The organism is Alcaligenes sp. GW821-FHT11D07 (assembly GCF_058808495.1).
In genome coordinates, this window is sequence record NZ_JBXART010000002.1 from 325,856 (window position 1) to 352,613 (window position 26,758).

The following is a 26,758-nucleotide window of genomic DNA, read 5'->3' on the forward strand; positions in this document are numbered from 1 at the left end:
GTACGTATGCGCAAATCCGGCTTTTGCCTGTTGTTCTCGATGGTCCTGAGCCCTGTTGCTTGGGCGCAGTCATCCGTCCCTGAGGTCATTATTGACCCAGGCGGTGTGCCGCCCCAAGCACTAAAGGAAATCCAGCGCGCGGTCAGTGCGATCACGCGTCTGGCTGAAGATCAGGACCTGGGCGAGGTCACGCGGCTGCGCCGCCGGGCCCACGATGCCACCGTTTCAGCCTTGCAGACGCAGGGCTATTTTGATTCGGTGGTCACGCTGGAGGTCGGTGAAGATTCCGATGGTGAGTACTGGGACATCATTATTCGTCCCGGCGAAATCACGCGTGTGCGCAACATTGATTTGGATTTCAAAGGCAAGATTCAGGAGCCGGAATACAAGGTTCGCCTGGAGGGCATCAAGACCGCTTTCCCTCTGAAAAAAGAAGATCCTTTTCTGAATTCGGTGTGGTCTAACGCCAAAGCAGATTTGCTGGAAAGCGTCCAACGGCAGGATTTCTATTACGCGCGCTATGAAGATACGCGGGCTACGGTGCTGGCTGATGAAAGCGTGGCTGATCTGTCCCTGAAGGTAGATAGCGGGCCGCGGGTTCGCATGGGCCCCTTGGAAACAACCGGTTTGAAGCGCGTGCCGCAGTCTTTGATTGACCGCTATGTGCGCTACACCCCTGGCGATCCCTACGATCAGGACAAGCTGGACGAATGGCAGCAGTCATTGGCGTCCACCACCTTTTTCCGGGGTGCGTTTGTGACGCTGGACCAGGATGTCGACAAAAAGAAGGAGCTCCCCGACGGCGATGTTGAATTGCCAGTTCGTGTGCGGGTGACTGAAGCACCTTCCCGGCAGTTCACAGGCTCCTTGGGGGTAGATAGCGATCACGGTCTGCGCGTTGAAGCGCTGTACCGGAAAAATATTGTGTTTGGTTTGCCCATCTGGACCGAGGCGGGTATCGGGGTGGATAAAAAACGCCAGCGAGCGTTTTATGACTTTCACTTGCCGCCTACGCTGAACGGTTACAAGAACAGTTTTGGGCTTTTGTACGATCGCTCTGATATTGAAGGCCTGGATACTGAGCGCGCCGCCGTGGGCTGGAAGTTGCGTCAGGAACGCAAAGCTGCTGGTAGCAGCCGGGTGGAGTACGAAACCGAATGGGGCTTGCTGGGCGCGTGGGACAAGACCCAGATTGCTGGTTTGCCCACTCGAGAAACGCCGTCCGCCATTGCGACCTGGCAATGGTTGCGCCGTGACGTTGATAAAAAATATGACCCACGCGAAGGCAATCTGATTGATTTTGGCGTGGGTGCCGGTATCACCGTGGATAAAGGCGAAACCTTTTACCGCAGCAACTTGCGTTTGCAACAGTGGTGGCCCGTTGGCGACCGGGATGTCTTGTCCCTGCGTGGTGAAATCGGTAAGGTTTGGCGTATGACGGACCGCACGCCGCCAGACTTTGGCTATCGTACCGGGGGCGCGCGCAGTGTGCGCGGCTACAAGTATCAAAGCATTGGTTTGCGGGCGAATGATGCAGTGGTGGGTGCACCCGCCATGGCAGTTGCCAGTGTGGAATACACCCACTTTTTTACCAGCATGTACGGGATGCGTGCCTTCGTGGATGTGGGTGATGCGGCATCCAGCTTCGGAGATATGGATCTGGCGTGGGGTTACGGTCTGGGCGCAGTTGTGCGCACACCGGCCGGGCCCTTCAATCTTGATCTGGCGTACGGTCAGCGAGACAAGCGGGTACGTCTGAGCTTTTCTTTGGGAATCGCATTTTAATGGCTTGGATTCGGCGCTGGTTCCGATATTTCGCCTTGTGGGGTATCCCTTTTGTGGTGATCGCCCTGCTGCTTGTTTGCGGCTTTGTGTATTGGGTGCTGGCCAGTCAGGCGGGCACGCGTTGGGCTTTGCGCACTGCCTTGCCTTATGTTCAGGGCAGTGCGCAAGGCGTACGCGGCACGGTGTGGGACGGCCTGAGTATCGATCATCTGGTCTTGTCCCTGCCGGACACCCATCTGGATATTGAGCGTCTGCGTTTGCAGGCGAACTGGAAGGAGCTGTGGGAGCGTCGCCTACATGTAGTCGAGCTAAGCGCCCATAAGGTGGATGTGGCTTTGACGTCCTCGGACAAGCCCAAGTCCGAAGAGCCCTTCAAAATGCCCGATCTACCCGTCAGTATTGCCGTGGATAAACTGGCCCTGGGCCAGTTCCTGCTCAGCCAGGACGGGACGCCCTTGCCATTGGCCATTGCCGACTTGTCTTCGGCTCTTTCCTTGGGCTCGGAAGGCGCACAGCTGCGTTTGTACGATTTGATGCTGGCTAATGAATCAATTCGTGCCAGCTTTCAGGGGGATGTTGAACTGGCCAGCCTGGATGCTCCCTATCCAGCACGGGCGGACATTCAGATCATTGCGCGTGGTTTGACTGCTGATTCCCCTGTCTGCGCCAAACAGTATTTGCCCGCCTATGCGGAGCAAACAAAGACAGCCAATCAAAAAGAAGAGGCAGCCCCGGCGGCAACCAGTAAAGCGGCTGCCGCTTTGAAGGCCGAGAAAGCCAAAGCGGCCTCCAGCCCAGTTGTTGCACCCGCTGTCGAACCTATAGACGCGCAGAGCGCGGCAGGGCTGGCCGTCACGGATTCTGAGCCAGTAAACGGCAGTGCCGACTCCGAGCGTATTCAAGAGCCTGTCCCTGTTCCCGAACCAGAGCCCTTGCCTGACTGCGTGATCAACGCGCAAGTTTCTTTGAAAGGCTCGTTGGAGGAAGCTACCGTCTTGCTGACGGGGCATGGGCAAGGTTATAGCCTGGACGCCAGCGCAGAGCTGAGCCCTCTGGCCAGCGTACCTGTGCGTCAGGCCAAGCTGGCCGTGCTATTGCCGGACGAGTCCGCGGTCAATGCAGACTTTGCTTGGGATGCGCAGCAAGAAGGTGCACAGGTTCGAGATCATTTCAAAGGCCAGTTCAGCAGTGACAAGCTGGACCTGCATGCTTTGTTGGGCGATATCTTGCCCGATGCCCTGATTAACAGCCAAGGCCAGTTTGATGTCGTACTGGCCGATAAAGAACAGATTCTTTCTGCAGATGTGGATGTGCAGTTGCTGCAAGGCAGCCGCTGGAATAAGCAAGCGGCTATTGGGCAGATCAAGGCTAAAGCCAGTGCACCGCCGCAGCCTGGACAGCCAAACTGGTGGCATCTGCTTGAAATTTCGGACGTGCTGACCGATGTAAAAATAGGAGAAAACCAGGTTCTCTTGAAGGGCGACTTTGGGATGAGCGGTACAGCGGCCTTGGATTTGCAGGTCAAGATGCCTAAATCCGAACAGCTTTGGCCGGGTCTGGAGCTGGGTAAAGCCTCCGCTCAAGGCCAACTGCGGGGCGATGTAGCCCGCCATACCTTGCAGCTTAAAGCGCAGTACGACTTGGGTGGCAAAGAGCGTGAGCAGCTAGGGCAAGGGATGGCCCAGGCCGATCTGGCCCTGGAGGGCGGCTGGCACTTTGCTGAGCAAGGCAAGGCTGCTTATTGGGATGGCAAGGTGAGCCGTTTGACGGCAGATCACGCAGGGCTGGCCGTGCGCTTGCAGTCCGCCATGCCACTACGCTTTACCGATGCCTTGCGTGCGCCTGAGCCCGCCTCTGATGATCAAAGTGGCAAGGTAGAAGGCAAGGATGTGGCTCAGGTGGCAGGAAGTAATGCTGCTGACCCGAACAAGCCCGCTCAAGAAAAACCCGTTGAAGAGGTCACAGCGCGCAGCGCTGATGCCAGTGTCGAGCGAAGCGAGCCAGCCAAAGCCGAGTCGGGCAATGCGCAGGTGGCTCAAGTCGCGCAGACTAAGCGGCAGGCTGAGCCATCCGTAACTGATAAATCAGATGCATCGTCCGCTAAGGTAGGCGCCGCCGCAGCTGATAAAGCCAAGCCTAGTAAAACGGAAGCAGGCAAAGCAGAGGCCAGCGCGGATGACGCAAAATCGTCCAAGGCTGCGCCAGCGCCTTTGGCTCCTTGGTCGGTCCGAGTGGGTGCGGCTACCTTGAGTACCACGGTAGATGGGCAGCCCTGGATCAATTTGCGTCATCAAGAGTCGAGCTATCAGCCTGATCAATGGACCAGCCGTGGCGAGTTGCTGGATCTGGTCTTGTCCGAACCCCGTATTACACGCTTGCTGCGTAAGGTAGGCGTGCAGGAAAGCGCCGAGAAAGCCAAGGGGGGCGGGGTCAAGATGGCCAAAAGCAAGAAAACCCAGCCGCCCGAAATTGATATCAAAGCCCGTTGGGATTTGAAGTTCAACGGAGCTTTGTCCGGACAGGTGCGAGTAGATCGGGTGGCAGGGGATGTGCAGGTTTTTGCTGAACCTCCCATGTCCTTGGGACTGGAGGACTTGAGCCTTGTCATTAATGCCAAACCTGTCTCGGCCACCAGCAGCCGGCTGGATGCTCAGCTGGAGCTGCGCACCAAAGAAATGGGCTATGTGACCGCCAAGGCACAAACGCCAATCCATGGCCTGGCTCTGAACGAGAACGATCCCAAGTCCGTCAGCATTAAAGCCAATATCGATGACCTGGGTTGGACACGCCTGTTCTTGGGCGATGCGATGGAGCTGGGTGGCCGCCTGAATGCGGATGTGGATATTAATGTAGGAGCGAAATGGGCCTGGACCAGCCGCGGTACGGTTAGCGGGCGTGAATTGCGCTTTACCCGCCTGGATGATGGTATCCGCTTGATTGATGGCCAGTTGGATGCCCGTTTTGATGGTGATATTTTCCGTCTGGAGTCCTTGACCTTCCCGGCTCGCCCTCGTGTCGAACCGCAGGAGTGGCGTACAGCGACCTGGCTGAAAGAAAGCCCTGATGCCAAGGACGGCAAGCTGACGGTTTCCGGGCAGTGGAATCTGAGCACCCAGCAAGGGGCTTTTGGTGTCGATATTTTCCGCTTCCCCATTCTGCAGCGCTCTGATCGCTACGCCATGATGTCGGGCAATATTGCGTTGGATATGGATTTGCCCCGCATTGCGATCACCGGCAAGGTGGAGGCCGATGCGGGCTGGTTCAACCTGGATATGCTGGGTGGCATTCCTACTGTTGATGGCGATGTGGTGATCATACGGGCAGGGGATGAGCCAGCCTCCGAGGCCTCGCAGGCCGCCACTGATATGAGCATGGACATCGACGTAGACTTGGGTCCGCGCTTTTATCTGACCGGTTACGGTGTGAACTCCGGTCTGGTGGGCAGTCTGCGAGTCTCCATGCACGATGGCAAGCTGACCGGCATCGGTGCCTTGCGTACTCGCGGTGGGCGCATCGAGCTGTATGGTCAGAAGCTGTTGCTCAAGCGCGGTACGGTGACTTTCCAGGGCGATATCACCTCGCCTATTCTGGACATCGAAGCCTTGCGTACCGACCAGGCTGTGCAAGCAGGTGTTAAGGTGGCTGGTACCGCACGCAAACCCCGGATCGATCTGGTGTCCTATCCTGAAGTCAGTGAAGTTGAAAAACTGTCCTGGCTCTTGCTGGGTCACGGACCGGATGACTCCGGCGGCGATATGGCCCTGCTGCTCAGTGTGGGTACCTCCTTCCTGGGCGATGGCGAGCCGTTCTACCGCAAGTTTGGTATTGATGAAGTGGCCATGCGCTCGGGTGATCTGGGCAGTGCCGGTAGTATTTTGCCGGTAGAAAGTGTGGTCAAATCCCTGAACAGCGGCACCAGCAACGAAGAGCGCAAGTTCATTGCCATCACCAAGGCTTTGACAGCGGATATTTCGGTCAGCCTGGAGCAGGCAATGGCCGATACCGGCACCGTGGGCCGAGCCAGTTATCGTCTGGCACGTGGTCTGACTGCCGAGCTGAGCGCCGGGACTGTCAATGGCCTGGCCCTGATTTACCGCTGGTTCTCTCCGGAGTAAGACAGCGCAGTTTGACGCAAAGCAGGCTGTTTTGTGGCGCAAATGACATATTTGCGCCGCAATTAGCTTGTGTGTGTATCTAAACGATAAAATAACCGGTTACTGATTTAAGGCGGCTAATTTCTTATGAGTATCAAAAGCGACCGTTGGATTCGGCGGGTTGCTGCCCAAGGCATGATCGAGCCCTTCGAGCCAGGCCAAGTGCGCAACGAGAATGGGCAGCGTATTGTCAGCTATGGCACCAGCAGCTATGGCTACGATGTGCGTTGTGCCAATGAATTCAAGATCTTCACCAATATCAATTCGACCATTGTGGACCCCAAGGCCTTCGATGAAAAATCCTTTGTGGATTTTGTCGGTGATGTTTGCATTATTCCGCCCAATTCTTTTGCGCTGGCCCGCACGGTTGAGTACTTCCGTATTCCCCGCAGTGTGCTGACCATGTGCCTTGGAAAAAGCACCTATGCCCGTTGCGGAATTATCGTGAACGTGACGCCGCTGGAGCCGGAATGGGAAGGCCATGTCACGCTGGAATTTTCCAATACCACCCCGCTGCCAGCCAAGATTTACGCCGGTGAAGGGTGCGCGCAAATGCTTTTCTTTGAAAGCGACGAAGTGTGCGAAGTGTCCTACCGCGATCGCGGTGGCAAATATCAAGGTCAGTTGGGCGTAACCCTGCCCCGTACCTAGGAGTTCTGGATGAAGTTTCGTTTTCCTATCGTCATCATCGACGAAGACTACCGTTCCGAAAATACGTCGGGCCTGGGCATTCGAGCCTTGGCCTCGGCGATAGAGGCCGAAGGCGTAGAGGTTCTCGGGGTCACCAGCTATGGTGACCTTAGTTCTTTTGCGCAACAGCAAAGCCGCGCGAGCGCCTTCATTTTGTCGATTGATGATGAGGAATTCGATGTGGATTCCCCGGAGGATGTCGCCAATGCGATCAAAAACCTGCGCTCCTTTATTGGCGAGCTGCGGTTTCGCAACGAAGACATCCCCATTTATTTGTATGGCGAGACGCGCACCTCGCAGCATATCCCCAACGATATCCTGCGCGAGCTGCATGGCTTTATTCATATGTTCGAGGACACGCCCGAGTTCGTGGCGCGTCACATCATCCGTGAAGCGCGCTCCTACCTGGAGGGCCTGGCTCCGCCGTTTTTCCGCGAGCTGGTCAAATACGCGTCCGATGGCTCCTACTCCTGGCATTGCCCCGGTCACTCCGGTGGCGTTGCCTTTCTGAAAAGCCCGGTTGGCCAGATGTTTCACCAGTTTTTTGGTGAAAACATGCTGCGCGCCGACGTGTGTAATGCCGTCGATGAACTGGGCCAGTTGCTGGACCATACCGGCCCGGTGGCAGAGGCCGAGCGCAATGCAGCCCGCATTTTCCATGCGGATCACTGCTTTTTCGTGACCAACGGTACTTCTACTTCCAACAAGATCGTCTGGCATGCGAACGTGGCCAATAACGACGTTGTGGTGGTTGACCGTAACTGCCATAAGTCGATTTTGCACGCCATCACCATGACGGGTGCCATTCCGGTGTTTTTGCGTCCTACCCGCAACCATCTGGGCATTATTGGCCCCATCCCGCAAGATGAGTTCTTGCCGGAAAATATTGCGCGCAAGATCGAGGCCAACCCCTTTGCCAGCAAGGCCAAGAACAAGAAGCCCCGCATTCTGACGCTGACGCAAAGCACTTACGATGGCGTGATCTACAACGTGGAGATGATCAAGGAGACCCTGGACTCCAAGATCCCAACCCTGCACTTTGACGAGGCCTGGCTGCCTCATGCGGCGTTCCACGATTTCTATCACGACATGCATGCCATTGGTGCGGACCGTCCGCGCACCAAAGACACCATGATCTACGCCACGCATTCGACTCACAAAATGCTGGCCGGTTTGTCGCAAGCTTCCCAGATTACGGTGCAGGATGCGGAAAACCGTCCGCTGGACCGCAACGTCTTTAACGAAGCCTATCTGATGCACACCAGTACCAGCCCGCAGTACGCCATTATTGCGTCCTGTGACGTGGCTGCGGCCATGATGGAGCCGCCCGGTGGCACTGCATTGGTCGAGGAAAGCATTCGCGAGGCCATGGACTTTCGTCGTGCCATGCGCAAAGTCTCGCATGAGTATGGCGAGAGCGATTGGTGGTTCAAAGTTTGGGGACCCGATAAGCTGCCAGAAGAAGGCATTGGCGAACGTGACGACTGGATCTTGCGCTCCGATGCGGAGTGGCATGGTTTTGGCAAGCTGTCGACTAACTTCAATATGCTGGACCCGGTCAAAGCCACGGTGGTTACCCCCGGTCTGGATATCTCTGGCACCTTTGCCGAACAAGGTATTCCGGCGGCTCTCGTATCCAAGTACTTGGCCGAGCATGGCGTGGTGGTGGAGAAGACCGGTCTGTACTCCTTCTTCATCCTGTTCACTATCGGGATTACCAAGGGACGCTGGAACACCTTGCTGACTGCCTTGCAGCAGTTCAAGGATGATTACGATCGCAACCAACCTATGTGGCGCATCTTGCCGGATTTCTGCAAGATACAGCCGACCTACGAGCGCATGGGTTTGCGTGATCTGTGTCAGCAGATTCACCAGGCTTATCGCAAGTATGACTTGGCTCGCCTGACCACCGAGGTCTACCTGAGCGACATGATTCCCGCCCTCAAGCCCTCGGACGCCTATGCCAAGATGGCGCACGGCGATATCGAACGTGTGGGCATTGATGAACTGGAAGGCCGCGTTACGGGTGTGCTGTTGACGCCTTACCCACCTGGTATTCCGCTATTGATTCCTGGCGAGCGTTTCAACGCCCGTATTGTGGAATACCTGCAATTCGCGCGTGAATTCAATGCCCGTTTCCCTGGCTTTGAAACGTATGTGCATGGTCTGGCCCAGGATATTGGCCCTGATGGTCTGCCGCGCTACTACGTAGATTGCGTACTTGAATCTGAGACAAACGAGTAAATTCGCGTGACCCCTTTTTTTGATGTTGCCGTTATCGGCGCAGGCGCAGCCGGTATGATGGCTGCCAGTATCGCAGGCCAACGTGGCCTGCGAGTGGTACTGATTGATCACGCTGAAAAGCTGGGCGAGAAAATCCGTATTTCAGGTGGAGGGCGTTGCAACTTCACCAATACCGGCACTTCGCCCGAAAATTTTCTATCCAAAAACCCGCATTTCTGCCGCTCGGCCTTGGCGGCCTATACGCCGCAGGATTTCTTGCAGCTGGTGCGCGAATACCGCATTGGCTTTCATGAAAAGCACAAAGGCCAGTTGTTCTGTGATGACTCCAGTGAGTCCATCATCCAGATGCTGCGACAGGAGTGTCTGAAAGGGCAGGTCTCCTGGCGCATGCCTTGCTCCGTGCAGTCCATTGGCCGCACGGATTCCGGCTTTGTCTTGCATACCAGCCATGGGGAACTGAATGCCTTGCAAGTGGTGATTGCCACTGGCGGCATGGCCATTCCCCAGCTGGGGGCTACGGATTATGGTTTGCGTGTTGCGCGCCATTTTGGTTTAAAAGTGGTGGAGCCGCATCCGGCGCTGGTGCCTTTGACCTTTGATGGCCGCGATTGGCGTCCGTTTTCCGCCTTAAGTGGCATGGCCCTGGAAGTAGAAGTCAGTGCAGGGCAGGGCAAGCAAGCTCAGGCCTTTTTGGAAGACTTGCTGTTTACGCACCGAGGCTTGTCGGGGCCGGGTATTTTGCAGATTTCCAGCTACTGGCAATCGGGCGAAAGCATTTCCATTGATCTGGCTCCCGGTCAGGATATTGCCCAGCAGTTGCTGGACTTGAAGGCAGGTAGCCGTCAGCAGTTGGTAACGGTACTGTCAACCTTGTGGCCACGTCGTCTGGTGGAGCAGTGGCTGGATACCTCGGAGCTTTTGCCCAAGGGCGTGGGCCAGCAACGCTTGGCCGATCTGCCTGACCGTGTGTTGCGATCAGTGGGGCAAGTCATCAATGCCTGGCAGTTAAAGCCTAGCGGTACAGCAGGTTATAAAAAGGCGGAAGTGATGAGCGGTGGCGTGGATACACGCGAGCTGAATCAAAAGAGCATGGAAGCACGTAAAGTACCTGGTCTGTTCTTTATTGGCGAAGCGGTGGATGTCACAGGCTGGTTGGGAGGGTATAACTTCCAATGGGCTTGGGCGTCGGCAGCAGCGTGTGCACGCGCGTTAAAGACACAGGCGGAGCAGGGCTAAGTATGCGAACAGAAATGGCACCGGGCGCTACCCGCCGCTGTTTCTGACATCATCGAGATTGTTGACTGGTCAGTCAGGGAGGCGATATGCAGCTACCAGAAGATAGAAAGTACGTAGTAAGCCACGAGTGGGCCAAAGACGAAGACGGTGTGGTGCTGGTTGGTATTACCGACTTTGCGCAGGATCAGCTAGGCGATTTAGTGTTTGTGGGTGATTTCACCCCCGGCACGCGTTTGGCGGCCGGTGAGACTGCGGGTGTGGTGGAGTCGGTGAAAGCCGCTTCTGACATTTACGCGCCTGTGGCAGGTGAACTGGTGGAATTTAACCAGGCTTTGTCTGATGCTCCGCATCTGATCAATGAGTCGCCGTTTGAAACCTGGATTTTCAAGCTCAAGGCCGACAATCCTTCGGACTTGCAAGGTCTGCTGGATGGCCCGGCGTATGCCGCGGTGGCCGAGTAAGCCTGGGTTGAGTTGATGGCACGAGGTTTTAATTGTGCCGTCATCACCTGGACTGCGTCCGATTTGATGCTCTAACTGTCCCTCCTTTTCAGGGGCAGAGATCAGCCACCTAGCTTCGGGCGGCTCGCAGGAATAAAAAAAGCCTGAGTCCATTGTTTTGGACTCAGGCTTTTTCTTTGGCCTTGCTCTCTTGCTGGGGGCGGGTCGCTTGGCGCGCCACCCTTTTTCATCGGAGCACAAAGCGCTGTGCGGGGGGCATTTCCCTAGTGCTGCACTGCCGTAGCAGCTACCTGTCAGGCCGGTAGACGACGATAAGTGACGTAGTCGTAGCTAAAGCCGTTTTCTTCCGGCTGGGGCAAACGCTCCACTTCTTGCCATTCACCCGTCGCTAATTCAGGAAAGAAGGTGTCGCCCTCTACATCTGCCTTTATCTCTGTGGCAATCAGCTCCTGAGCTACTGGTAGTGCCAGACGAAATAGCTGCTCACCACCAATCACGCAGGCGGTTTCAAAGCCAGGGCATGCTGCCAGGGCATCGTTCAGATTGCTAAATACCTGTGCGCCTTCAGCTTGGTAATCAGCATTACGGCTAATGACCAGATTTGGGCGGCCGGGTAAAGGACGGCCCAGGGACTCCCAGGTTTTACGGCCCATGATGATGGGCAAGCCCATAGTTACGCGCTTGAAGTGCTGCAGGTCGGAGGGCAGGCGCCAGGGCAAGTCGTTATCTTTGCCTATGCAGCGGTTGGCTGCGTAGGCCACGACCAGACGAATGAAGGGAGTAGAACTCATACGGCTACAGGCGCTTTGATATGGGGGTGAGGATCGTAGTCTGTGATTTCGAAGTCTTCATATTCGTAATCAAAGAGGCTGGCGGGTTTGCGCTTGATCGTCAGCTTGGGGTAGGGACGGGGCTCGCGCGACAGCTGTAGTTCAGCTTGCTCGAAGTGGTTGGAGTACAGGTGGCAGTCGCCGCCAGTCCAGATGAAGTCGCCCACTTCCAGGTCACATTGCTGGGCCACCATGTGGGTCAGCAAAGCGTAGCTGGCAATGTTGAAAGGCACGCCCAGGAAGATATCCGCACTGCGTTGATAAAGCTGGCAGGACAGCTTGCCATCGGCCACATAAAACTGGAACAGAGCGTGGCAGGGCGGCAGAGCCATTTGGCTGACATCGGCTACGTTCCAGGCCGACACAATCAGGCGGCGCGAATCAGGGTTCTTGCGAATCTGCTCGATCAATTGGCTGATCTGGTCGATATGACGGCCATCGGGAGTGGGCCAGGAGCGCCATTGCACGCCATAGACCGGCCCCAAATTGCCGTTTTCGTCCGCCCACTCATCCCAAATAGACACACCGCGCTCTTGCAGCCAGCGCACATTGGATTCACCGCGTAAAAACCACAGCAGCTCAATAAAAATGCTGCGGGTATGCAGTTTTTTGGTGGTGATCAGCGGAAAGCCCTGCGACAGATCGAAGCGCATTTGGTGGCCAAATACCGAATGGGTGCCGGTACCGGTGCGATCCCCTTTTGGGGTGCCTTGGGTGTAGACCAGGCGCAGCAGGTCTTCGTAGGGATATAAAGACATAGTGTTCTCAGGCTTGCTGAATATCGACGGAATAAGTGATCTCGGCAGTTTTGCCCAGCATGGCGGAGGCGGAGCAGTACTTGTCGTGCGACAGTTGTACGGCGCGCTCTACTGCTGCCTGGGGCAAGTCTTTGCCGGTCACGACAAAAGTGAAGTGAATTTTAGTGAAGACTTTGGGGTCAGTATCGGCACGCTCGGCCGTCAGTTTGACTTGGCAGCCCGTAATGGCGTGGCGACCACGTTTCAGAATCAGCACCACATCATATGCAGCGCAGCCACCCGCGCCGGTCAGCAGCATTTCCATCGGGCGCGGAGCCAGATTATTGCCACCGCCTTCAGGAGCTCCGTCCATTGCCGTCACATGACCACTGCCTGTGCGGGCGATGAACAGCATTCCGTCTTGGCCGCCCCAGTCGATTGTGCATTCCATAGAAGTTCCTTTGTTTGCAGTGCGAGCGATGACTCGTCAGTAGATTGATAGCGGTGATTGTACTTTTTGATGAGGGCTGTGTCGCTTCTTCTGTCTGGCGGCTGGGCAGTGCTTAATTCCGCCTTATTTCCATTGGGAAGCTTGAGACTGCGCAGTCTTATACGAAATTGCATATAGGCAAATCGGAGCAGAACCGTGCTCTTTGTAAGATTTAGACTGGTTTTGTTAATTGTCCTAGGATAAACTCCAGCTCGGTACACGGCATTTTGAAACAGATATGTCACAGGGGTTTACCCTCGCCTATAATGTCTGTCGCCCGTATACCAAAAAATGTCGTGCTCGTATTTGTCTTGCCTCAATAAACCTTGCTTTGAATGGGGGCTTTATTAAGGCGTCACAGACGGGTGTTTTAACATGACGGCTCTCGCGACCTAGGCAGTCGCAGATTTTTTGCGTCCATGCTCTTTCGATCTGCGACGCGTCAAGTGCCGCCGAGCTGCTTGGCAGCTTCACATTAACCAGGCCTGGATCATTGTGAATACCGTTTCAATACTGCTACTAGCTTTCATATTGTCCGTTACAGGACTCTTTGTTTTCATCTGGTCGTTACGTCGTAACTTCTTTGACCACAGCCCCGCTGCTTCGCGCGAGATTTTCTCCAAAGGCGAAATCGGGCAAGTAGATGACCCCTCCGCTACCCCTGAACAACGTCAGGCTCTGCAACAAGAAATGGGCCATAAAGCCATTTCTGCAGAAGACCGCAAGGCGCTGAGTATGGAATTGGCCGAACGCGTGGAAGCCGACCGCTCCTCCGCTAAGGTCACGTTCATTTTGCTGGCCTGTGCGGTCTTGTGGTTGATTTTCGCATCGACTGCAGGTCTGATCAGCTCGATCAAGCTGCACGATCCCGAATTCTTGACGCAACACGCCTGGATGACTTTTGGTCGCATGCGTACGCTGCACCTGAATGGTGTGGCTTATGGCTGGGCTCCGATGGCCGCTTTCGGCGTTGCCATGTGGATGCTGCCTCGTTTGCTCAAGACTCCTTTGATCGGTGCGCGTTATGCCATCGCCGGTGGGATCTTGTGGAATATTGGTCTGGCTATCGGTCTGACATGTATCGCGATGGGTATCACCGACGGTATGGAATGGCTGGAAATGCCTTGGCAGGTTGATATCCTGATGGTTATTGGTGGAGCTTTGGCTGCCTTGCCATTGGTCTTTACTTTGCAGAACCGTCGTGTTCACCACCTGTATGTGTCGGTGTGGTACATGGGCGCAGCGCTGTTCTGGTTCCCCATCCTGTTCCTGGTCGGCAACCTGCCTGCCGTACACGTGGGTGTTGAACAAGCAACCATGAACTGGTGGTTTGGTCACAACGTGCTGGGTCTGTTCTACACCCCTATGGCTCTGGCCTCGGTGTACTACTTCCTGCCCAAGATCATTGGTCAGCCCATCAGCTCCTACAACCTGTCTCTGGTGGGTTTCTGGGGTCTGGCATTTTTCTACGGTCAGGTCGGTGGTCACCACCTGGTCGGCGGTCCGGTACCGCAGTGGATGGTTACCCTGTCTATCGTGCAAAGCATGATGATGATCATCCCTGTGCTGGCTTTCTCGATTAACCAGCACTACACCATGAAGGGTCACTTCCGTACCCTGATTCACTCGCCCACCCTGCGCTTTATCGTGCTGGGCGGCATGATGTATACCGTCAGCTCCATTCAAGGTTCTTTTGAAGCGCTGCGCAGCATCAACACAATTACCCACTTCACGCACTTCACGGTTGCCCACGCCCACATCGGCTTGTACGGCTTCTTTACTATCGTGATGTTCGGGGCCATCTACTACGTGATGCCACGCGTCATGTCCTGGGAATGGCCTTACCCCAAACTGATCTCCCTGCACTTCTGGCTGGTTGTGATTGGTTTCTCCATCTACGCCATTGGTCTGAGCATTGGCGGCTGGCTGCAAGGTCTGGCCATGCTGGATCCCGCTAAAACCTTCATGGAATCGGTGTTTGTCACGATGCCGTACCTGAAGTCGCGCTCTATCGGTGGTGGTTTGATGACTCTGGGTCACCTTGTGTTTGCCTTCCACTTTGTGGCAATGGCTTTGCGCTATGGCAGCCGTCGTATTGGTCCAGCCCTGTTTCACCAGCGCTCGGCAACTCGCAATGTAGTGGAGGCATGATTTAGTCATGGAAAGCGAATACAAACTATTGGGCGGCGCCATGGTGACGCTGGCCCTGGCCACATCGGCTCTGGTCGTTGTCCCTTACCTGCAAGTTAAAAAGGTGGAGCCCTCTCCAGGGCTCAAGCCTTACACCGAGGTAGAACTACGCGGCCGTCAGGAATACATTGATATGGGCTGTGTGTACTGTCACTCGCAGCAGCCGCGTAGCCAGAATCAGGCTCCTGACTTCCAGCGTGGCTGGGGTCGTGCGTCGGTCGCAGGCGACTACTTCTACGACACACCACACTTGCTCGGCACGATGCGTACAGGTCCTGACTTGCTCAATATTGGTGCTCGTCAGCCTAGCGTGGACTGGCATCTGGGTCACTTGTATCAGCCTCGTGCTTACACCCCTGGCAGCAATATGCCTTCTTACCCCTTCATGTTCGAGCTCAAGGACAAGGCAGAGGAAGGCGATAAGGTTGTGAACCTGCCGGGCGCTTTTGCTCCGGAAGGCAAGGTGGTTGTGGCCAAGCAAGAGGCCCTGGACCTGGTTCAATACCTGTTGGCTCTGGATCGTACGTATCCCGTATCGCCAGCCAGCGTTATCAAATAAACAGGCATTGCTGAGCTAGCGCGCCCCGCAAGGCGGGGCGCCTCGGAGAATTAGAATGAGCGACAATCGTAAATATGAAGCACAGCAGCGTGAGTATTCCGATCCGGAAGAAAATGCGGCACCGATTCCTTGGGTGGTCCTGCTGATCATTGCAGGTCTGTTCCTGTGGGGTATCTACTATATTTTCAGCAGTGACCTGAGCCATGACGCAACCGTGGGCGACAACCGTATCGTTGCCGACTTCGAATTGCCAGAAGGCGCAGTGGATGGACATCAGCTGTTTGTGGCCCAGTGTGCCGCCTGTCACCAGGCAACAGGTGCGGGTGTGGCCGGCGTGTTCCCTCCATTGGTGGGTTCCGAGTGGGTGCTGCGCAAACCTGAAGTATTGGTCCAGATCATGCTGCACGGTATTACCGGCGAGATCACGGTCAAGGGTAATAAGTACAATGGTGCGATGCCGGAATTCCGCGAGAAGTTCAACGACGAGGAAATGACGGCTGTTGTGAACTACCTGCGTACTGAATTGGGTGGCAATAGCGCCGATCCTGTGGACGTGGCCTTTGTTAAAGCCGAACGTGAAAAAACAGCTGATAAAACTGATCATTGGAATGGGGATGCCGAGCTGGCTCCCATGGAAGAGTAGGACTGAAATGATGGGCCAGCGATGAGAATCTTCTTAAGTATCCTCCTGGTTCTTGCCCTTGGCGTAGGGGGCCTGGCTCATCTGACACAAGGGTTCACCGCCCTGACTGCCGAGACAGCCCGTCGCAATGATGTGGCTGCCTCTCCACGCTTGATATCAGATGTAGAAGTGCTGCTCCCTGCGGGGGGCAGTGCCCAGCTTAGCTCCTTGCTGCAAAATGATGGTCGCATCACCATCGTCAATTTCATCTATACCCGCTGCGTCACGCTGTGTCTGGCGATGGGTTCTGAGTATCAGCAATTGCAGCAAGCAATTGTGGACGAAGGCTTGCAGGACCGTGTGCGCCTGTTGAGCATCAGCTTTGATCCCACGGACTCGCCCGATCATTTGCGGCGCTATAGCAAGACCATGAAAGCCAATCCGGATGTCTGGCAGTTCGTCACCATGATGCCTGGCGAGCAGCGCCAGCGTGTGCTGGATGATTTTGGCATTGTGGTCATTCCTGCTCCTTTTGATGAGTACGAACATAACGCTGCTTACCACGTTGTCAGCGCCGAGCCGCGTCTTGGTCGCATCGTGGATTATGGCGAGCCTATGCTGGCCCTGGCGTACGCCAAGCGTGCTATCGAAGATCTTGAGAAGGGGGGAAGCTGATGTCGTTAAAGCGTGTTGTGGAATCCCCTCGGGTACGTCCTTATCTGGGGAGCGTGCTGGCCTTGCTGGCGGCGGTGATGTTTGCTTCTGCTGCATTTTGGGACCGCCCTTTGACCGCTTCCATGAGTCTGCACATGCTGGTGCATATTCCTTTGTTGGTGCTGTCGGGTATGACCTTGCAACTGGCTTTGCGTTATCAAGGGGTAGGGCGCTCTGCCGCCATGCAGGCCTTGCTGCGCCCTTATTACGCTCTGAACGAATACGGTTTGCCTGGCCTGATCTTGGTCAGCTTTGCCGCTGCTTACTGGATGGTGCCCAAGGCACTGGATGATGTCTTGACCTCGCCCACCATGGCCACCGCCAAATATGTGGGTCTGGTCTTGATGGGCATGCTGTTCATGGAGTCCTGGCGACGTGCCCACTTGGTGTTTCGTCTGTTCTTCTTCGGTAATTTCAGTTGGATGATGGCTATTGTTGGCCTGCTGTATCAGGACAATCCGGTTCGCCTCTGTAATTTCTATCTACAGTCCGACCAAGAGATTGCCGGTTTGGGCCTGGTCATCATGGCTTGCGTTCTGCCACTGTTCTGGCTCTTGTCCGAGAGCAAGGCAGTGATGGCCTTTTTACGGCAATAATAGTCATCCATTTTGCTTTGCAGGTGCCCTCATGAACCCTAGCATTTCCGATCGTGATACTCGACTGTATCGCCGCAATAGTTTTTTCGATCAGCTCCTGAGCGAGACCAACCGCGCTCTGGAAGTATTGGGACGTTCGGCCCGCGCTTCACGCCCTTATCCTGCGGGTAAGGAAGTGTCTGAGATCACCGCCGAAGAAGCTCGTCATGCCGCTGGTTTGATGCGCGTAAATCATGTGGGCGAGATTTGTGCCCAAGCCCTGTACCGTAGTCAGGCCATGCTGTGCAAAGATCCTCAGGCAACGGAAGTCTTGCTGCAAGCTGCGCAGGAAGAAGTGGACCACCTGGCTTGGTGCGATGATCGCTTGCGTGAACTGGACAGCCGTCCCAGCGTATTCAACCCCTTGTGGTATGCCGGCTCATTTGCCTTGGGGCTGCTAGCCAGCCGGGCAGGGGTGCCCTACAACCTGGGCTTTATGGCCGAGACCGAGCGTCAAGTTGAAGAGCATCTGGAAAGCCATCTGGAGTCCTTGCCTGTTAATGACCATCGTTCGCGCCGCATCGTAGAGAAAATGCGCGATGACGAGATTGAGCATCGCCGCACTGCAGAAAACCACGGTGCTGTGGGCTTGCCTCCGCCGGTGAAGTCTTTGATGCGCATGATGTCCAAGGTTATGACGACTACGGCGTATCGCTTGTAATTGTTCTGTTTTGCCGTAGAAGCCGCAAAATTGCTGGCGACTCGGGTAGGGCAGTAATAGAAAGGGTGTCAGTTTTAAAGGCTGTCACCCTTTTTCTACGTCTGCGATTTGGGTGTTGTTGGCGCTGATGCTGTCGGTTGGTCTTGTCTTGGCTATCTATAGCCTATTTGTACTGAGCCAGAACTCGCGCTAACTTTCTTCGCAGACTGTAGTGTCCAGGGGCGATTATCAAGATAATTTGGCAGCTTAGGGATAACGACTAGATACCTGGAGTAGTATTTGCGCTAGGAAATTGATGCTTTAATGCGACAAGAATAGGGACTAAGGGTTTTCCACGGTATTTATCTTGCATTGCACCATTTTTATGGGTAGACTTTAGTTATTGGATGTTGAAAAGAAAGCAGGAAAACAAGCGTAATAACCCTAGCTTTCTGGCTCGATATTTTATCTAGTAGCCCGACTTGCCACGATTGTCTCCTCCACCCTCCTCCTTTGGTGGATTTGCCCGAGATCTCTAGATCTCGGGTTTTTTTTTGCGCGTTCGAAATACGCGGCTGGCATCTCCCTTGTTGCTGCCGGAACGCGAACTGCCGTCGCGCCTGTCCTCCTGTTGTTTCAGTGCGGGGTATGGCTCAACAGGTTGACGCACCGCTTTTGCCTGGATTTCCTATAAAAAAACCTTGCCCATCGTGATAGATGGACAAGGTTTTTTAATCGCTGAAGCGGATCAGGCTTATTTCTGTGGAACGGTGGCCACGTGCAGCAGGTTGGTGCGGCCGCTGGTCCCGAAAGGCACTCCAGCAATCATGACAATGGTGTCGCCGGGTTTGGCGAAGTCATGTTGTGCAGCCATATCGGTAGCGTGGTCAATCATTTCACCCAAATCACTGACGTCTTCACATGGCACAGCGTGCACACCCCAGGCCAAGGTCAGACGGCGTGCGGTTTCCAGACGTGGGGTCAGGGCCAGGATAGGGGCGATAGGGCGCTCGCGGCTGGCGCGCAAGGCGCTAAAGCCGGTTGTGGTGTAGGCCACATTGGTCGCCGGTTCCAGAATGCTGGCCACGCGACGCAAGGCGCAGCAAATTGCGTCAGCAGTGCTGGCTTCGGCGGTGCTGTGGTTGGCTTCCAAAATGGTGCGCCAGCTAGGATCGTTTTCGATTTCCTTGATGATGCTGTCCATAATGGCCACTGCTTCCAGCGGGAACTGGCCCGAGGCCGATTCGGCCGACAGCATAACCGCATCTGCACCTGAGTAAATCGCCGTGGCGACGTCAGAGGCTTCGGCGCGGGTAGGAACAGGCGAGCTGATCATGGATTCGAGCATCTGCGTAGCAACCACGACCGGGCGGCCTGCCGCACGGGCAGTACGCACAATCTGGCGTTGCAAGACGGGAACACGCTGGGGTGGCACTTCCACGCCCAGATCTCCGCGTGCAACCATCACGCCGTCACACAGCTGGACGATTTCTTCCAGGTGTTCCAGAGCTTGTGGCTTTTCCAGCTTGGCCATGATCCAGGCCTTGTCGCCAATCAGTTCGCGGGCTTCAAGAATGTCGTTGGGGCGCTGCACAAAAGACAGGGCAACCCAATCCACACCCAGTTCCAGGCCGAACTTCAGGTCCACCAGATCTTTTTCTGTCAGAGGCGAGATGGGCAGCACCACGCCAGGCACGTTCACGCCTTTGCGATCCGAGAGAGGGCCACCGACCATGACGGTGGTTTCTGCAAAATCAGGGCCGAAGCTGTCCACCCGCAGGCGCAGCTTGCCGTCGTCCAAAAGCAGGTCCGTGCCGTTTTCCAGCGCGGCAAAAATCTCGGGGTGGGGCAAGTAAGCGCGCGTGCTGTCGCCGTCTTTAGCCTCCAGGTCCAGACGGAACTTTTGGCCGGTTTCCAGGTTCACGCGGCCATCTTTCATTTTGCCCACGCGCAGCTTGGGGCCTTGCAAGTCCATCAGAATACCGATGCTGCGGCCGGTTTCTTTTTCAATCTGACGAATGGTGTGATAGCGCGCGGCATGATCTTCATGTGTGCCGTGGCTGAAGTTCAGGCGGAACACATCTGCTCCGGCCTCGAACAGTTCACGGATGCGTTCTGGCGTGGAGCTGGCAGGGCCCAGCGTCGCCAAAATGCGGGAATGACGTTGTCGTTTCATGTGTTGATATCCTTTGGGGATAGAGAGCTCACAGAGCAGCGATGCCGGCGCGAGCGATCTGGGCATCTTCAGATGCCTTCACGCCGGATACGCCTACTGCACCGATGACCTGACCATCGATCACGATGGGCTCGCCGCCTTCCAGTGGAGTGATGGGCATGGACAGAGCGGCAAAGCGGCCATTGTTGACCATGTCCTCAAACACCTTGCTGGCTTTGCCACCGCTCAGCACGCAGGTGCGGGCTTTTTCGGGGGCAACGGTGGCGCTCATCGGAGGCGCACCGTCCATGCGTTGCATCCACAAAGCGTGGCCACCTGCGTCGCAGATGGCAATGGTGACTGCCCAGTTGTTCTTGACAGCCTCTTGCTCTGCAGCAGCGGCGATTTGTTTGGCGTCGGTCAGGGTCAGTGCTTTAGTGTCTCTCATGTCCATTCCTTTAAGAAAAGCGTTATTCGCTAGAGGGTAAAATCAGAATTGCACGGAAATCGTTGACGTTGGTCAGGGTCGGGCCCGTAACCAGGGAATCGTCCAGGGCTTCAAAAAAGCCATGACCATCATTATTGTCCAGACTGTCGCGTGGGCGTATACCTTGTTGCCAAGCTCGATCCAAGGTATCGGGTCCGCAGAACGCTCCGGCGATTTCTTCTTGACCGTCTACACCGTCGGTATCGCCGGCCAGCCCATAGATATTAGCGGCGCCATTTAAGGCGACTGCCGTGGATAAAAGAAACTCTACGTTGCGCCCGCCACGGCCCTGGCCGCGCAAAGTCACGGTCGTTTCACCGCCAGACAAGAGCACGCAAGGAGCTTGGGCGGGTTGGCCGTGCTGGGACACGCTCAGGGCGATGCCCGCCATGACCTTACCCACATCGCGAGCCTCGCCCTCGATGCTGTCGCCCAAGAGTACAGGCTGTACGCCCCGAGCTTGGGCAACGCGCGCCGCAGCTTGCAAAGCCAGTTGGGGTGTGGCGACCAGGTGAGTCGTGACGTGGGCCAGACGCGGATCGTCGGGTTTGATGGTTTCGCCCTTGCCGCTTTCCAGCAGGGCGCGGGCGCCTGCTGGAATGTCGATGCCGTAGCGGGCGATGATCTCCAGTGCTTGCTCGCAGGTGGTGGGATCAGGGACGGTTGGGCCAGAAGCGATATCCATGGGATTGTCGCCGGGCACATCAGAAATCAGCAGGTTCAGAACGCGAGCCGGAGCGCAGGCAGCGGCCAGACGGCCACCCTTGATGGCGGACAAGTGACGGCGAACGGTGTTCATCTCGCCAATCGAAGCGCCGGATTTCAACAAAGCCTTGTTGATAGCTTGCTTGTCAGCCAGGGTGACGCCTTCGCCTGCCAGTGGCAGCAGGGAAGAGCCGCCACCGGAAATCAGGCAGATCACCAGATCATCTTCGTTCAGATCGCTGACTGTGCGCAAAATCTCCTTGGCTGCATCTTCGCCCGCCTGATCAGGCACGGGGTGAGCAGCTTCAAGAATCTTGATGTGGTCGCAGGGGACGCTATACCCGTAACGGGTGACGACAACGCCGCTGATGGGGCCTTTGTCCCAGTGGCGCTCCAGAGCCTGGGCCATCGCCGCCGATGCCTTGCCTGCACCGATCACAATGGTGCGCCCTTTTGGGGCCTCGGGCAGATAGGGCGGAATGCAATGTTCAGGCTGAGCCGCGTTGACGGCAGCTTGGAACATTTTGCTGAGTAAGTCTTGTGGCTCGATCTTCATGGGTCAATCCTAATGCAGGGCGATGGCAGCGCGGGTCATCGTCCCTGCGCATATGGATGCGGCTGCGAATGGGCAGAGCATCTTTGGACACGAACAGGATACGTGCAATTGCTGGGGCAGGGCCAGCGCGCAGCGCTAAAAGTACCCCAACGCCACCGTTTTTGCTTGCTGCCCCCGGAGGGGCAACGGGATAGCTGTGGGCGGCCCGGCGGTAAAAAAGCGGGCCGCCGCCCGCTTGCTGGATGTTTCGGCGGTGCTGGCTTGAGAGATGGCACTAACCAGTCCGCGCGAAATCATCCTTGAGCCGATCCTATTGACCGATCTCGTAGTTGGCCATGATCTCCAGCGCGCGAACCATTGCCGAGTGATCCTGCCCTGCGCCACCGTGAGCTGCGCAAGTATTGAACAGTTCCTGTGCAGTAGCCGTGTTGGGCAGAGCCACGCCCAGTTGACGTGCTGTGGTCAGCGCCAGGTTCAAGTCTTTCTGGTGCAGTTCGATACGGAAGCCAGGATCAAAAGTGCGTTTGACCATGCGCTCGCCGTGTACTTCCAGAATGCGCGAGTTGGCAAAACCGCCCATCAGCGCTTCACGAACCTTGCCAGCATCAGCGCCTGCCTTGGAGGCCAGCAACAGGGCCTCGCCCACGGCTTCAATGGTCAGTGCCACGATGATCTGGTTGGCCACTTTGGTGATTTGGCCGTCACCGTAACCACCCACCAGCGTGATGTTCTTGCCCATCAGTTCGAACAAAGGTTTGACCTTGTCGAAGGCGTCTTGCTTGCCACCCACCATGATGGTGAGGGAGCCCGCTTTGGCACCAACTTCGCCGCCCGAAACTGGAGCGTCCAGGTATTCGCCGCCCAGCTTGACGATGCGCTCGGCAAAGTCTTTGGTGGCAACGGGAGAGATGGAGCTCATGTCGATAACGATCTTGCCAGCGCTCAGGCCAGCAGCAACGCCGTTTTCACCAAACAGAGCGTCTTCCACGTGAGGGGTATCAGGCACCATCGTGATGATGATGTCCGCCTGGCGGGTGACTTCAGCGCCGTTTTCGCAAACGGTGGCACCCGCTTCTTTTACGCTTTTGGGAAAGTCGCCACGGGTGTAGGCAAACAGCTCATGACCACCCTTGATCAGGTTGACGGCCATAGGCGCGCCCATGATGCCCAAACCAATAAAACCGATTTTAGCCATTGTGTAATCTCCTAATAATTATGTGCAGAGTGCCTGGCAATTAAGCCGTCACTTCCGTCAGTTCGCTCATCCAGCCCAGGCCGTCCTTGGTGATGCCAGCGGGCTTGTACTCGCCGCCAATCCAGCCTTGGTAACCCAGGCTGTCGATGTACTTGAACAGCCACGCGTAATTGATCTCGCCGGTGCCTGGCTCGTTGCGGCCGGGGTTATCGGCGATCTGGATGTGTGCAATCTTGTCCAGGTGCTTTTTCATCGTGTTCGCCAGTTCACCTTCCATGCGCTGTGCGTGGTAGACGTCGTACTGAATGAACAGATTGTCCGAACCCACGTCCTGCAGCAAAGCAGCTGCCTGCTCGGTGCGGTTCAGGTAAAAGCCGGGAATGTCGAATGTGTTGATAGGTTCGACCAGCAGGCGCAAGCCCGCTTCTTTGAGCTTGGCGGCGGCAAACTGCAGATTGCTGACAAAGGTCTTGTGAGCCAGCTCGCGGTCTGCGCCTTCGGCCAGCTTGCCAGCCAGGCAGTTCACTTGCTTGCAGCCCAGGGCGGTGGCGTATTCGATGGCACGGCCTACGCCGTCCTGGAATTCGCCAACACGCTCGGGCAGGATTGCAATGCCGCGCTCGCCGCCGTCCCAGTCGCCCGCAGGCAGGTTGTGCAACACTTGGGTCAAACCGTGTTGTTGCAGTTTGTCAGCCAGCTGCTGTTTGTCGTAGGCATAGGGGAACAGGTACTCCACTCCCTTGAAGCCGGCTTCGGCCGCTGCCTGGAAGCGATCCAGGAAGTCGTGCTCGTTAAACAGCATGGTCAGGTTGGCGGCAAATTTTGGCATAGTGCTACTCCGTTTTTTAAATCAGCAATCAGTCCATCAGCGAGATGGCGGTGGGGGCGTCAATACCCGCTTCGGCCAGGGACTCGAATTCCGTCACATTGTGCAGTTCGGTACCCATGGCGATATTGGTGACGCGCTCCAGGATCAGTTCAATGACCACCGGCACGCTGTGCTCTTTCATCCAGGCGCGAGCCTGTTCAATGGCGGGCTGGATGTCTTCGGGCTTGTGTACGCGGATGGCCTTGCAACCCAGACCCTCGACCACGGTGACGTGATCCACACCGTAACCTTCGGTCTCGGGGGCGTTGATGTTGTCAAAAGCCAGCTGTACACAATAGTCCATCTCAAAGCCGCGTTGTGCCTGACGGATCAGACCCAAGTAGGCGTTGTTGACCAGAATGTGCAGGTACGGCAGCTTGAATTGGGCGCCCACAGCCAGCTCTTCAATCATGAACTGGAAGTCGTAGTCGCCGGAAATAGCCACCACTTCGCGCTCGCGGTCAGCGGCGACCACACCCAAAGCTGCAGGAATAGTCCAGCCCAATGGGCCTGCCTGGCCGCAGTTAATCCAGTGGCGTGGCTTGTACACGTGCAGGAACTGAGCAGCGGCAATCTGCGACAGACCAATGGTGCTGACGTAGGTGGTCGAAGGACCAAAGGCGCGGTTCATTTCTTCGTAAACGCGCTGAGGCTTCAAAGGCACGTTGTCAAAGCTGGTCTTGCGCTGCAAGGTGGCTTTGCGCTTTTGGCAATCGGCAACCCAGGCAGCGCGGTCGCGCAGCTTGCCAGCCGTTTTGTATTCTTTGGCCACTTCAATGAACAGCTTCAGTGCAGCGCCAGCGTCCGAGGCAATGCCCAGATCGGGACCAAACACGCGGCCGATCTGTGTGGGTTCGATATCCACGTGCACGAATTTGCGGCCTTCGGTGTACACGTCCACGGAACCGGTGTGGCGGTTGGCCCAGCGGTTGCCGATACCGAATACAAAGTCCGATGCCAGCAGGGTCTGGTTGCCGTAGCGGTGCGAGGTTTGCAGGCCGACCATACCGGCCATCAGCGGGTGATCGTCAGCTACCGTGCCCCAGCCCATCAGGGTGGGAACCACAGGTACGTTCACCAGTTCAGCAAATTCTTGCAGCAAGTCCGAAGCGTTGGCGTTGATGACGCCACCACCCGATACGATCAGCGGGCGCTCGGAAGCGTTCAGCAGTTCGATGGCTTTTTCAGCTTGGGCACGAGTAGCGGCCGGCTTGTAGGCTTCCAGGGGCGAGTAGGTGTCCAGATCAAATTCGATTTCCGCCAACTGCACGTCGATAGGCATATCGATCAGCACAGGGCCAGGACGACCGGAGCGCATGATGTGGAACGCTTGCTGGAACACGCGTGGGATCAGGTCGGGTTCACGTACTGTTACGGCCCACTTGGTCACCGGCTTGGCAATGGATTCAATATCCACAGCCTGGAAGTCTTCTTTGTACAGGCGCGAGCGGGGTGCTTGGCCGGTAATGCACAAGATTGGGATCGAGTCAGCCGATGCGGAGTACAGACCAGTAATCATGTCTGTGCCGGCGGGGCCCGACGTGCCGATACACACGCCAATATTGCCGGGGTTGGCTCGGGTAAAACCTTCGGCCATGTGGGAAGCGCCTTCCACGTGGCGGGCGAGAATGTGATCAAAGCCACCTTCTTTACGCATAGCGGAGTAGAAGGGGTTGATGGCGGCGCCGGGCACGCCAAATACGGTGCTCACGCCTTCTTTACGTAAAATTGCGGCGGCGGCGTCCACTGCTCTCATTCGAGCCATTGATATCTCCTAGATCATCGTTTGACGAAATTCACACCTCGATAATAAGGAGTGATGGACCGGCCTAGAAATGGTGGTACGATTGTTTCTATCGATACTTGGAGTATTGAATGAGCCGTTATACCGAAATTAGAAGTTTTGCGCTGGTCGCTGAAAAAGGCAGTTTTGCTGCGGCGTCTGTCGTTGAAGGAGTGACCCCGGTGGTCATGGGCCGCCGCCTGGATGCGCTGGAGCAGCGCCTGGGGGTGCGTTTGATGCACCGCTCAACTCGCGGGCTGACTTTGACCGATTTGGGCGAGCAGTTTCTGGAGCAGTGCAAACAAATTCTGAAGGACTTCGAGGAAGCCGAGGCCAGTATCAGTGCGCAGCGCAAAGTGGTGCGCGGGCACTTGGTGGTATCGGCTCCGGCCGCTTTTGGGCGCCGCCATGTGGCACCTCATGCGCTTGCTTTCAAAAAGCGTTATCCCGAATTGAAGCTGTCCTTTAACTTCACGGACAGCGTGGTCGATCTGGTGCGTGAAGGCTATGACATGGCCTTGCGCATTGGCGAGGTGACCGACCCTAACTACGTGGCCGTGCGCTTATACCCGAACCGTCGGGTAGTTTGTGGAACGCCCGAGTATTTTGAACGTCATGGTGTCCCGCGCGTTCCCGAAGATCTGTCGCGCCACAATTGTCTGGCCTTCAATTTGCAAGGCGGGCAGCAGCGCGGCTGGACCTTCTTGCGGGATGGTCGACCATTGGCAGTGCGGGTGGACGGGGATCTGGACTGTAATGACGGCGAGCTGCTCTTTAACTGGGTCAAGCAAGGCTGGGGGATAGGCTGGCGCTCAACATGGGAGATTCAACCTGAGCTTAAGCGTGGCGAATTGGTGACCGTGCTGAACGAGTTCGAGATTCCCAGCTATGACATTCAGGCCGTGTATCAGCAACAGCGTTATCTACCCGCCAAGGTTAGGCGTTTCATTGATTATCTGCGCGCCATCTACAACACGCCGGGTTACTGGGATGGCGAGGTGCAGTTCTAACGTGAGCGTTTC

General features: G+C 56.2%; 22 protein-coding genes. 13 read left to right on the forward strand and 9 right to left on the reverse strand.

Annotation, left to right across the window (positions count from 1 at the left end):
• The first annotated feature begins 6 nt into the window (after nt 1–6).
• From AC1RSM_RS10110 to gcvH, 6 genes are all read left to right on the forward strand, one after another.
• A complete protein-coding gene (locus AC1RSM_RS10110; RefSeq protein WP_492932105.1) occupies nt 7–1,785 on the forward strand; it encodes an autotransporter assembly complex protein TamA in 1,779 nt (592 codons plus the stop codon).
• Nucleotides 1,785–5,900 carry a translocation/assembly module TamB domain-containing protein gene (locus AC1RSM_RS10115; RefSeq protein ID WP_492932107.1) on the forward strand — a complete coding sequence of 1,372 codons (4,116 nt, stop codon included), beginning with the start codon at nt 1,785–1,787 and terminating at the stop codon, nt 5,898–5,900. The genes AC1RSM_RS10110 and AC1RSM_RS10115 overlap by 1 nt, the downstream gene beginning before the upstream one ends.
• A 126-nt stretch (nt 5,901–6,026) precedes the next feature.
• Nucleotides 6,027–6,590, forward strand: a complete 564-nt coding sequence (gene dcd / locus AC1RSM_RS10120) for a dCTP deaminase (protein ID WP_492932109.1) — start codon at nt 6,027–6,029, stop codon at nt 6,588–6,590.
• A 9-nt stretch (nt 6,591–6,599) separates the two neighbouring features.
• Nucleotides 6,600–8,873: an Orn/Lys/Arg family decarboxylase gene (locus AC1RSM_RS10125; protein WP_492932111.1), complete on the forward strand. Its 2,274-nt coding sequence runs from the start codon at nt 6,600–6,602 to the stop codon at nt 8,871–8,873.
• A 6-nt stretch (nt 8,874–8,879) separates the two neighbouring features.
• Nucleotides 8,880–10,109 (forward strand): BaiN/RdsA family NAD(P)/FAD-dependent oxidoreductase, encoded by a 1,230-nt coding sequence (locus tag AC1RSM_RS10130; protein ID WP_492932113.1) that lies wholly within the window; start codon nt 8,880–8,882, stop codon nt 10,107–10,109.
• 86 nt (nt 10,110–10,195) lie between these two features.
• Nucleotides 10,196–10,570, forward strand: coding sequence for a glycine cleavage system protein GcvH (gene gcvH / locus AC1RSM_RS10135; protein WP_492932115.1), 375 nt, complete (start codon nt 10,196–10,198; stop codon nt 10,568–10,570).
• A gap of 293 nt (nt 10,571–10,863) precedes the next feature.
• Here the strand turns inward: gcvH and AC1RSM_RS10140 are convergent, their stop codons facing one another.
• Genes AC1RSM_RS10140 through AC1RSM_RS10150 form a run of 3 tightly spaced genes read right to left on the reverse strand, consistent with a single transcriptional unit; the run spans nt 10,864 to nt 12,588 of the window.
• Nucleotides 10,864–11,361 (reverse strand): dihydrofolate reductase, encoded by a 498-nt coding sequence (locus AC1RSM_RS10140; protein ID WP_492932117.1) that lies wholly within the window; start codon nt 11,359–11,361, stop codon nt 10,864–10,866.
• Entirely contained in the window at nt 11,358–12,158 is an 801-nt protein-coding gene (locus tag AC1RSM_RS10145; protein WP_492932119.1) for a thymidylate synthase, read from the reverse strand. The genes AC1RSM_RS10140 and AC1RSM_RS10145 overlap by 4 nt, the downstream gene beginning before the upstream one ends.
• A gap of 7 nt (nt 12,159–12,165) precedes the next feature.
• A complete protein-coding gene (locus AC1RSM_RS10150) occupies nt 12,166–12,588 on the reverse strand; it encodes an OsmC family protein (RefSeq protein WP_492932121.1) in 423 nt (140 codons plus the stop codon).
• Between the two features lie 534 nt (nt 12,589–13,122).
• Here AC1RSM_RS10150 and AC1RSM_RS10155 point away from each other — a divergent pair.
• Genes AC1RSM_RS10155 through coq7 form a run of 6 tightly spaced genes read left to right on the forward strand, consistent with a single transcriptional unit; the run spans nt 13,123 to nt 18,008 of the window.
• Nucleotides 13,123–14,778, forward strand: a complete 1,656-nt coding sequence (locus AC1RSM_RS10155; RefSeq protein ID WP_492932123.1) for a cbb3-type cytochrome c oxidase subunit I — start codon at nt 13,123–13,125, stop codon at nt 14,776–14,778.
• A 7-nt stretch (nt 14,779–14,785) separates the two neighbouring features.
• Entirely contained in the window at nt 14,786–15,376 is a 591-nt protein-coding gene (locus AC1RSM_RS10160; RefSeq protein WP_189391717.1) for a cbb3-type cytochrome c oxidase subunit II, read from the forward strand.
• A 55-nt stretch (nt 15,377–15,431) separates the two neighbouring features.
• Nucleotides 15,432–16,019, forward strand: a complete 588-nt coding sequence (locus tag AC1RSM_RS10165; protein WP_492932125.1) for a c-type cytochrome — start codon at nt 15,432–15,434, stop codon at nt 16,017–16,019.
• A gap of 21 nt (nt 16,020–16,040) precedes the next feature.
• Entirely contained in the window at nt 16,041–16,673 is a 633-nt protein-coding gene (locus AC1RSM_RS10170; RefSeq protein WP_492932127.1) for an SCO family protein, read from the forward strand.
• Entirely contained in the window at nt 16,673–17,308 is a 636-nt protein-coding gene (locus AC1RSM_RS10175; protein ID WP_492932129.1) for a hypothetical protein, read from the forward strand. Before AC1RSM_RS10170 ends, AC1RSM_RS10175 begins: the two co-directional genes overlap by 1 nt.
• Before the next feature lie 31 nt (nt 17,309–17,339).
• A complete protein-coding gene (gene coq7 / locus AC1RSM_RS10180; protein WP_492932131.1) occupies nt 17,340–18,008 on the forward strand; it encodes a 2-polyprenyl-3-methyl-6-methoxy-1,4-benzoquinone monooxygenase in 669 nt (222 codons plus the stop codon).
• 733 nt (nt 18,009–18,741) lie between these two features.
• Here the strand turns inward: coq7 and pyk are convergent.
• From pyk to gcl, 6 genes are all read right to left on the reverse strand, one after another.
• Nucleotides 18,742–20,163 carry a pyruvate kinase gene (pyk, locus tag AC1RSM_RS10185; RefSeq protein WP_492932133.1) on the reverse strand — a complete coding sequence of 474 codons (1,422 nt, stop codon included), beginning with the start codon at nt 20,161–20,163 and terminating at the stop codon, nt 18,742–18,744.
• A 28-nt stretch (nt 20,164–20,191) separates the two neighbouring features.
• On the reverse strand, nt 20,192–20,590 hold the full coding sequence (locus tag AC1RSM_RS10190; protein WP_492932135.1) for a GlcG/HbpS family heme-binding protein: 399 nt from the start codon (nt 20,588–20,590) through the stop codon (nt 20,192–20,194).
• A 22-nt stretch (nt 20,591–20,612) separates the two neighbouring features.
• A complete protein-coding gene (locus AC1RSM_RS10195; RefSeq protein ID WP_492932137.1) occupies nt 20,613–21,890 on the reverse strand; it encodes a glycerate kinase type-2 family protein in 1,278 nt (425 codons plus the stop codon).
• Nucleotides 21,891–22,200: 310 nt separating this feature from the next.
• A complete protein-coding gene (locus tag AC1RSM_RS10200) occupies nt 22,201–23,085 on the reverse strand; it encodes a 2-hydroxy-3-oxopropionate reductase (RefSeq protein WP_492932138.1) in 885 nt (294 codons plus the stop codon).
• A gap of 40 nt (nt 23,086–23,125) precedes the next feature.
• The gene (gene hyi / locus AC1RSM_RS10205; RefSeq protein WP_492932140.1) at nt 23,126–23,914 is read right to left on the reverse strand and encodes a hydroxypyruvate isomerase; all 789 of its coding nucleotides are present in this window, start codon (nt 23,912–23,914) and stop codon (nt 23,126–23,128) included.
• A gap of 28 nt (nt 23,915–23,942) precedes the next feature.
• A complete protein-coding gene (gene gcl / locus AC1RSM_RS10210) occupies nt 23,943–25,718 on the reverse strand; it encodes a glyoxylate carboligase (RefSeq protein ID WP_492932142.1) in 1,776 nt (591 codons plus the stop codon).
• A 110-nt stretch (nt 25,719–25,828) separates the two neighbouring features.
• Here gcl and AC1RSM_RS10215 point away from each other — a divergent pair, with 110 nt between their 5' ends.
• The gene (locus AC1RSM_RS10215; protein WP_492932144.1) at nt 25,829–26,746 is read left to right on the forward strand and encodes a LysR family transcriptional regulator; all 918 of its coding nucleotides are present in this window, start codon (nt 25,829–25,831) and stop codon (nt 26,744–26,746) included.
• The last annotated feature ends 12 nt before the right edge of the window (nt 26,747–26,758 follow it).

Bases quoted from the DNA above. Each gene is read 5' to 3' on its own strand.
- hyi (WP_492932140.1), bottom strand. From the start codon at position 23,914: ATGCCAAAATTTGCCGCCAACCTGACCATGCTGTTTAACGAGCACGAC.
- AC1RSM_RS10160 (WP_189391717.1), top strand. From the start codon at position 14,786: ATGGAAAGCGAATACAAACTATTGGGCGGCGCCATGGTGACGCTGGCC.
- AC1RSM_RS10190 (WP_492932135.1), bottom strand. From the start codon at position 20,590: ATGAGAGACACTAAAGCACTGACCCTGACCGACGCCAAACAAATCGCC.
- coq7 (WP_492932131.1), top strand. From the start codon at position 17,340: ATGAACCCTAGCATTTCCGATCGTGATACTCGACTGTATCGCCGCAAT.
- AC1RSM_RS10145 (WP_492932119.1), bottom strand. From the start codon at position 12,158: ATGTCTTTATATCCCTACGAAGACCTGCTGCGCCTGGTCTACACCCAA.
- AC1RSM_RS10110 (WP_492932105.1), top strand. From the start codon at position 7: ATGCGCAAATCCGGCTTTTGCCTGTTGTTCTCGATGGTCCTGAGCCCT.
- AC1RSM_RS10215 (WP_492932144.1), top strand. From the start codon at position 25,829: ATGAGCCGTTATACCGAAATTAGAAGTTTTGCGCTGGTCGCTGAAAAA.
- gcl (WP_492932142.1), bottom strand. From the start codon at position 25,718: ATGGCTCGAATGAGAGCAGTGGACGCCGCCGCCGCAATTTTACGTAAA.
- AC1RSM_RS10125 (WP_492932111.1), top strand. From the start codon at position 6,600: ATGAAGTTTCGTTTTCCTATCGTCATCATCGACGAAGACTACCGTTCC.
- AC1RSM_RS10200 (WP_492932138.1), bottom strand. From the start codon at position 23,085: ATGGCTAAAATCGGTTTTATTGGTTTGGGCATCATGGGCGCGCCTATG.
- AC1RSM_RS10170 (WP_492932127.1), top strand. From the start codon at position 16,041: ATGAGAATCTTCTTAAGTATCCTCCTGGTTCTTGCCCTTGGCGTAGGG.
- AC1RSM_RS10175 (WP_492932129.1), top strand. From the start codon at position 16,673: ATGTCGTTAAAGCGTGTTGTGGAATCCCCTCGGGTACGTCCTTATCTG.
- AC1RSM_RS10165 (WP_492932125.1), top strand. From the start codon at position 15,432: ATGAGCGACAATCGTAAATATGAAGCACAGCAGCGTGAGTATTCCGAT.
- dcd (WP_492932109.1), top strand. From the start codon at position 6,027: ATGAGTATCAAAAGCGACCGTTGGATTCGGCGGGTTGCTGCCCAAGGC.
- pyk (WP_492932133.1), bottom strand. From the start codon at position 20,163: ATGAAACGACAACGTCATTCCCGCATTTTGGCGACGCTGGGCCCTGCC.
- AC1RSM_RS10195 (WP_492932137.1), bottom strand. From the start codon at position 21,890: ATGAAGATCGAGCCACAAGACTTACTCAGCAAAATGTTCCAAGCTGCC.
- AC1RSM_RS10140 (WP_492932117.1), bottom strand. From the start codon at position 11,361: ATGAGTTCTACTCCCTTCATTCGTCTGGTCGTGGCCTACGCAGCCAAC.
- gcvH (WP_492932115.1), top strand. From the start codon at position 10,196: ATGCAGCTACCAGAAGATAGAAAGTACGTAGTAAGCCACGAGTGGGCC.
- AC1RSM_RS10115 (WP_492932107.1), top strand. From the start codon at position 1,785: ATGGCTTGGATTCGGCGCTGGTTCCGATATTTCGCCTTGTGGGGTATC.
- AC1RSM_RS10150 (WP_492932121.1), bottom strand. From the start codon at position 12,588: ATGGAATGCACAATCGACTGGGGCGGCCAAGACGGAATGCTGTTCATC.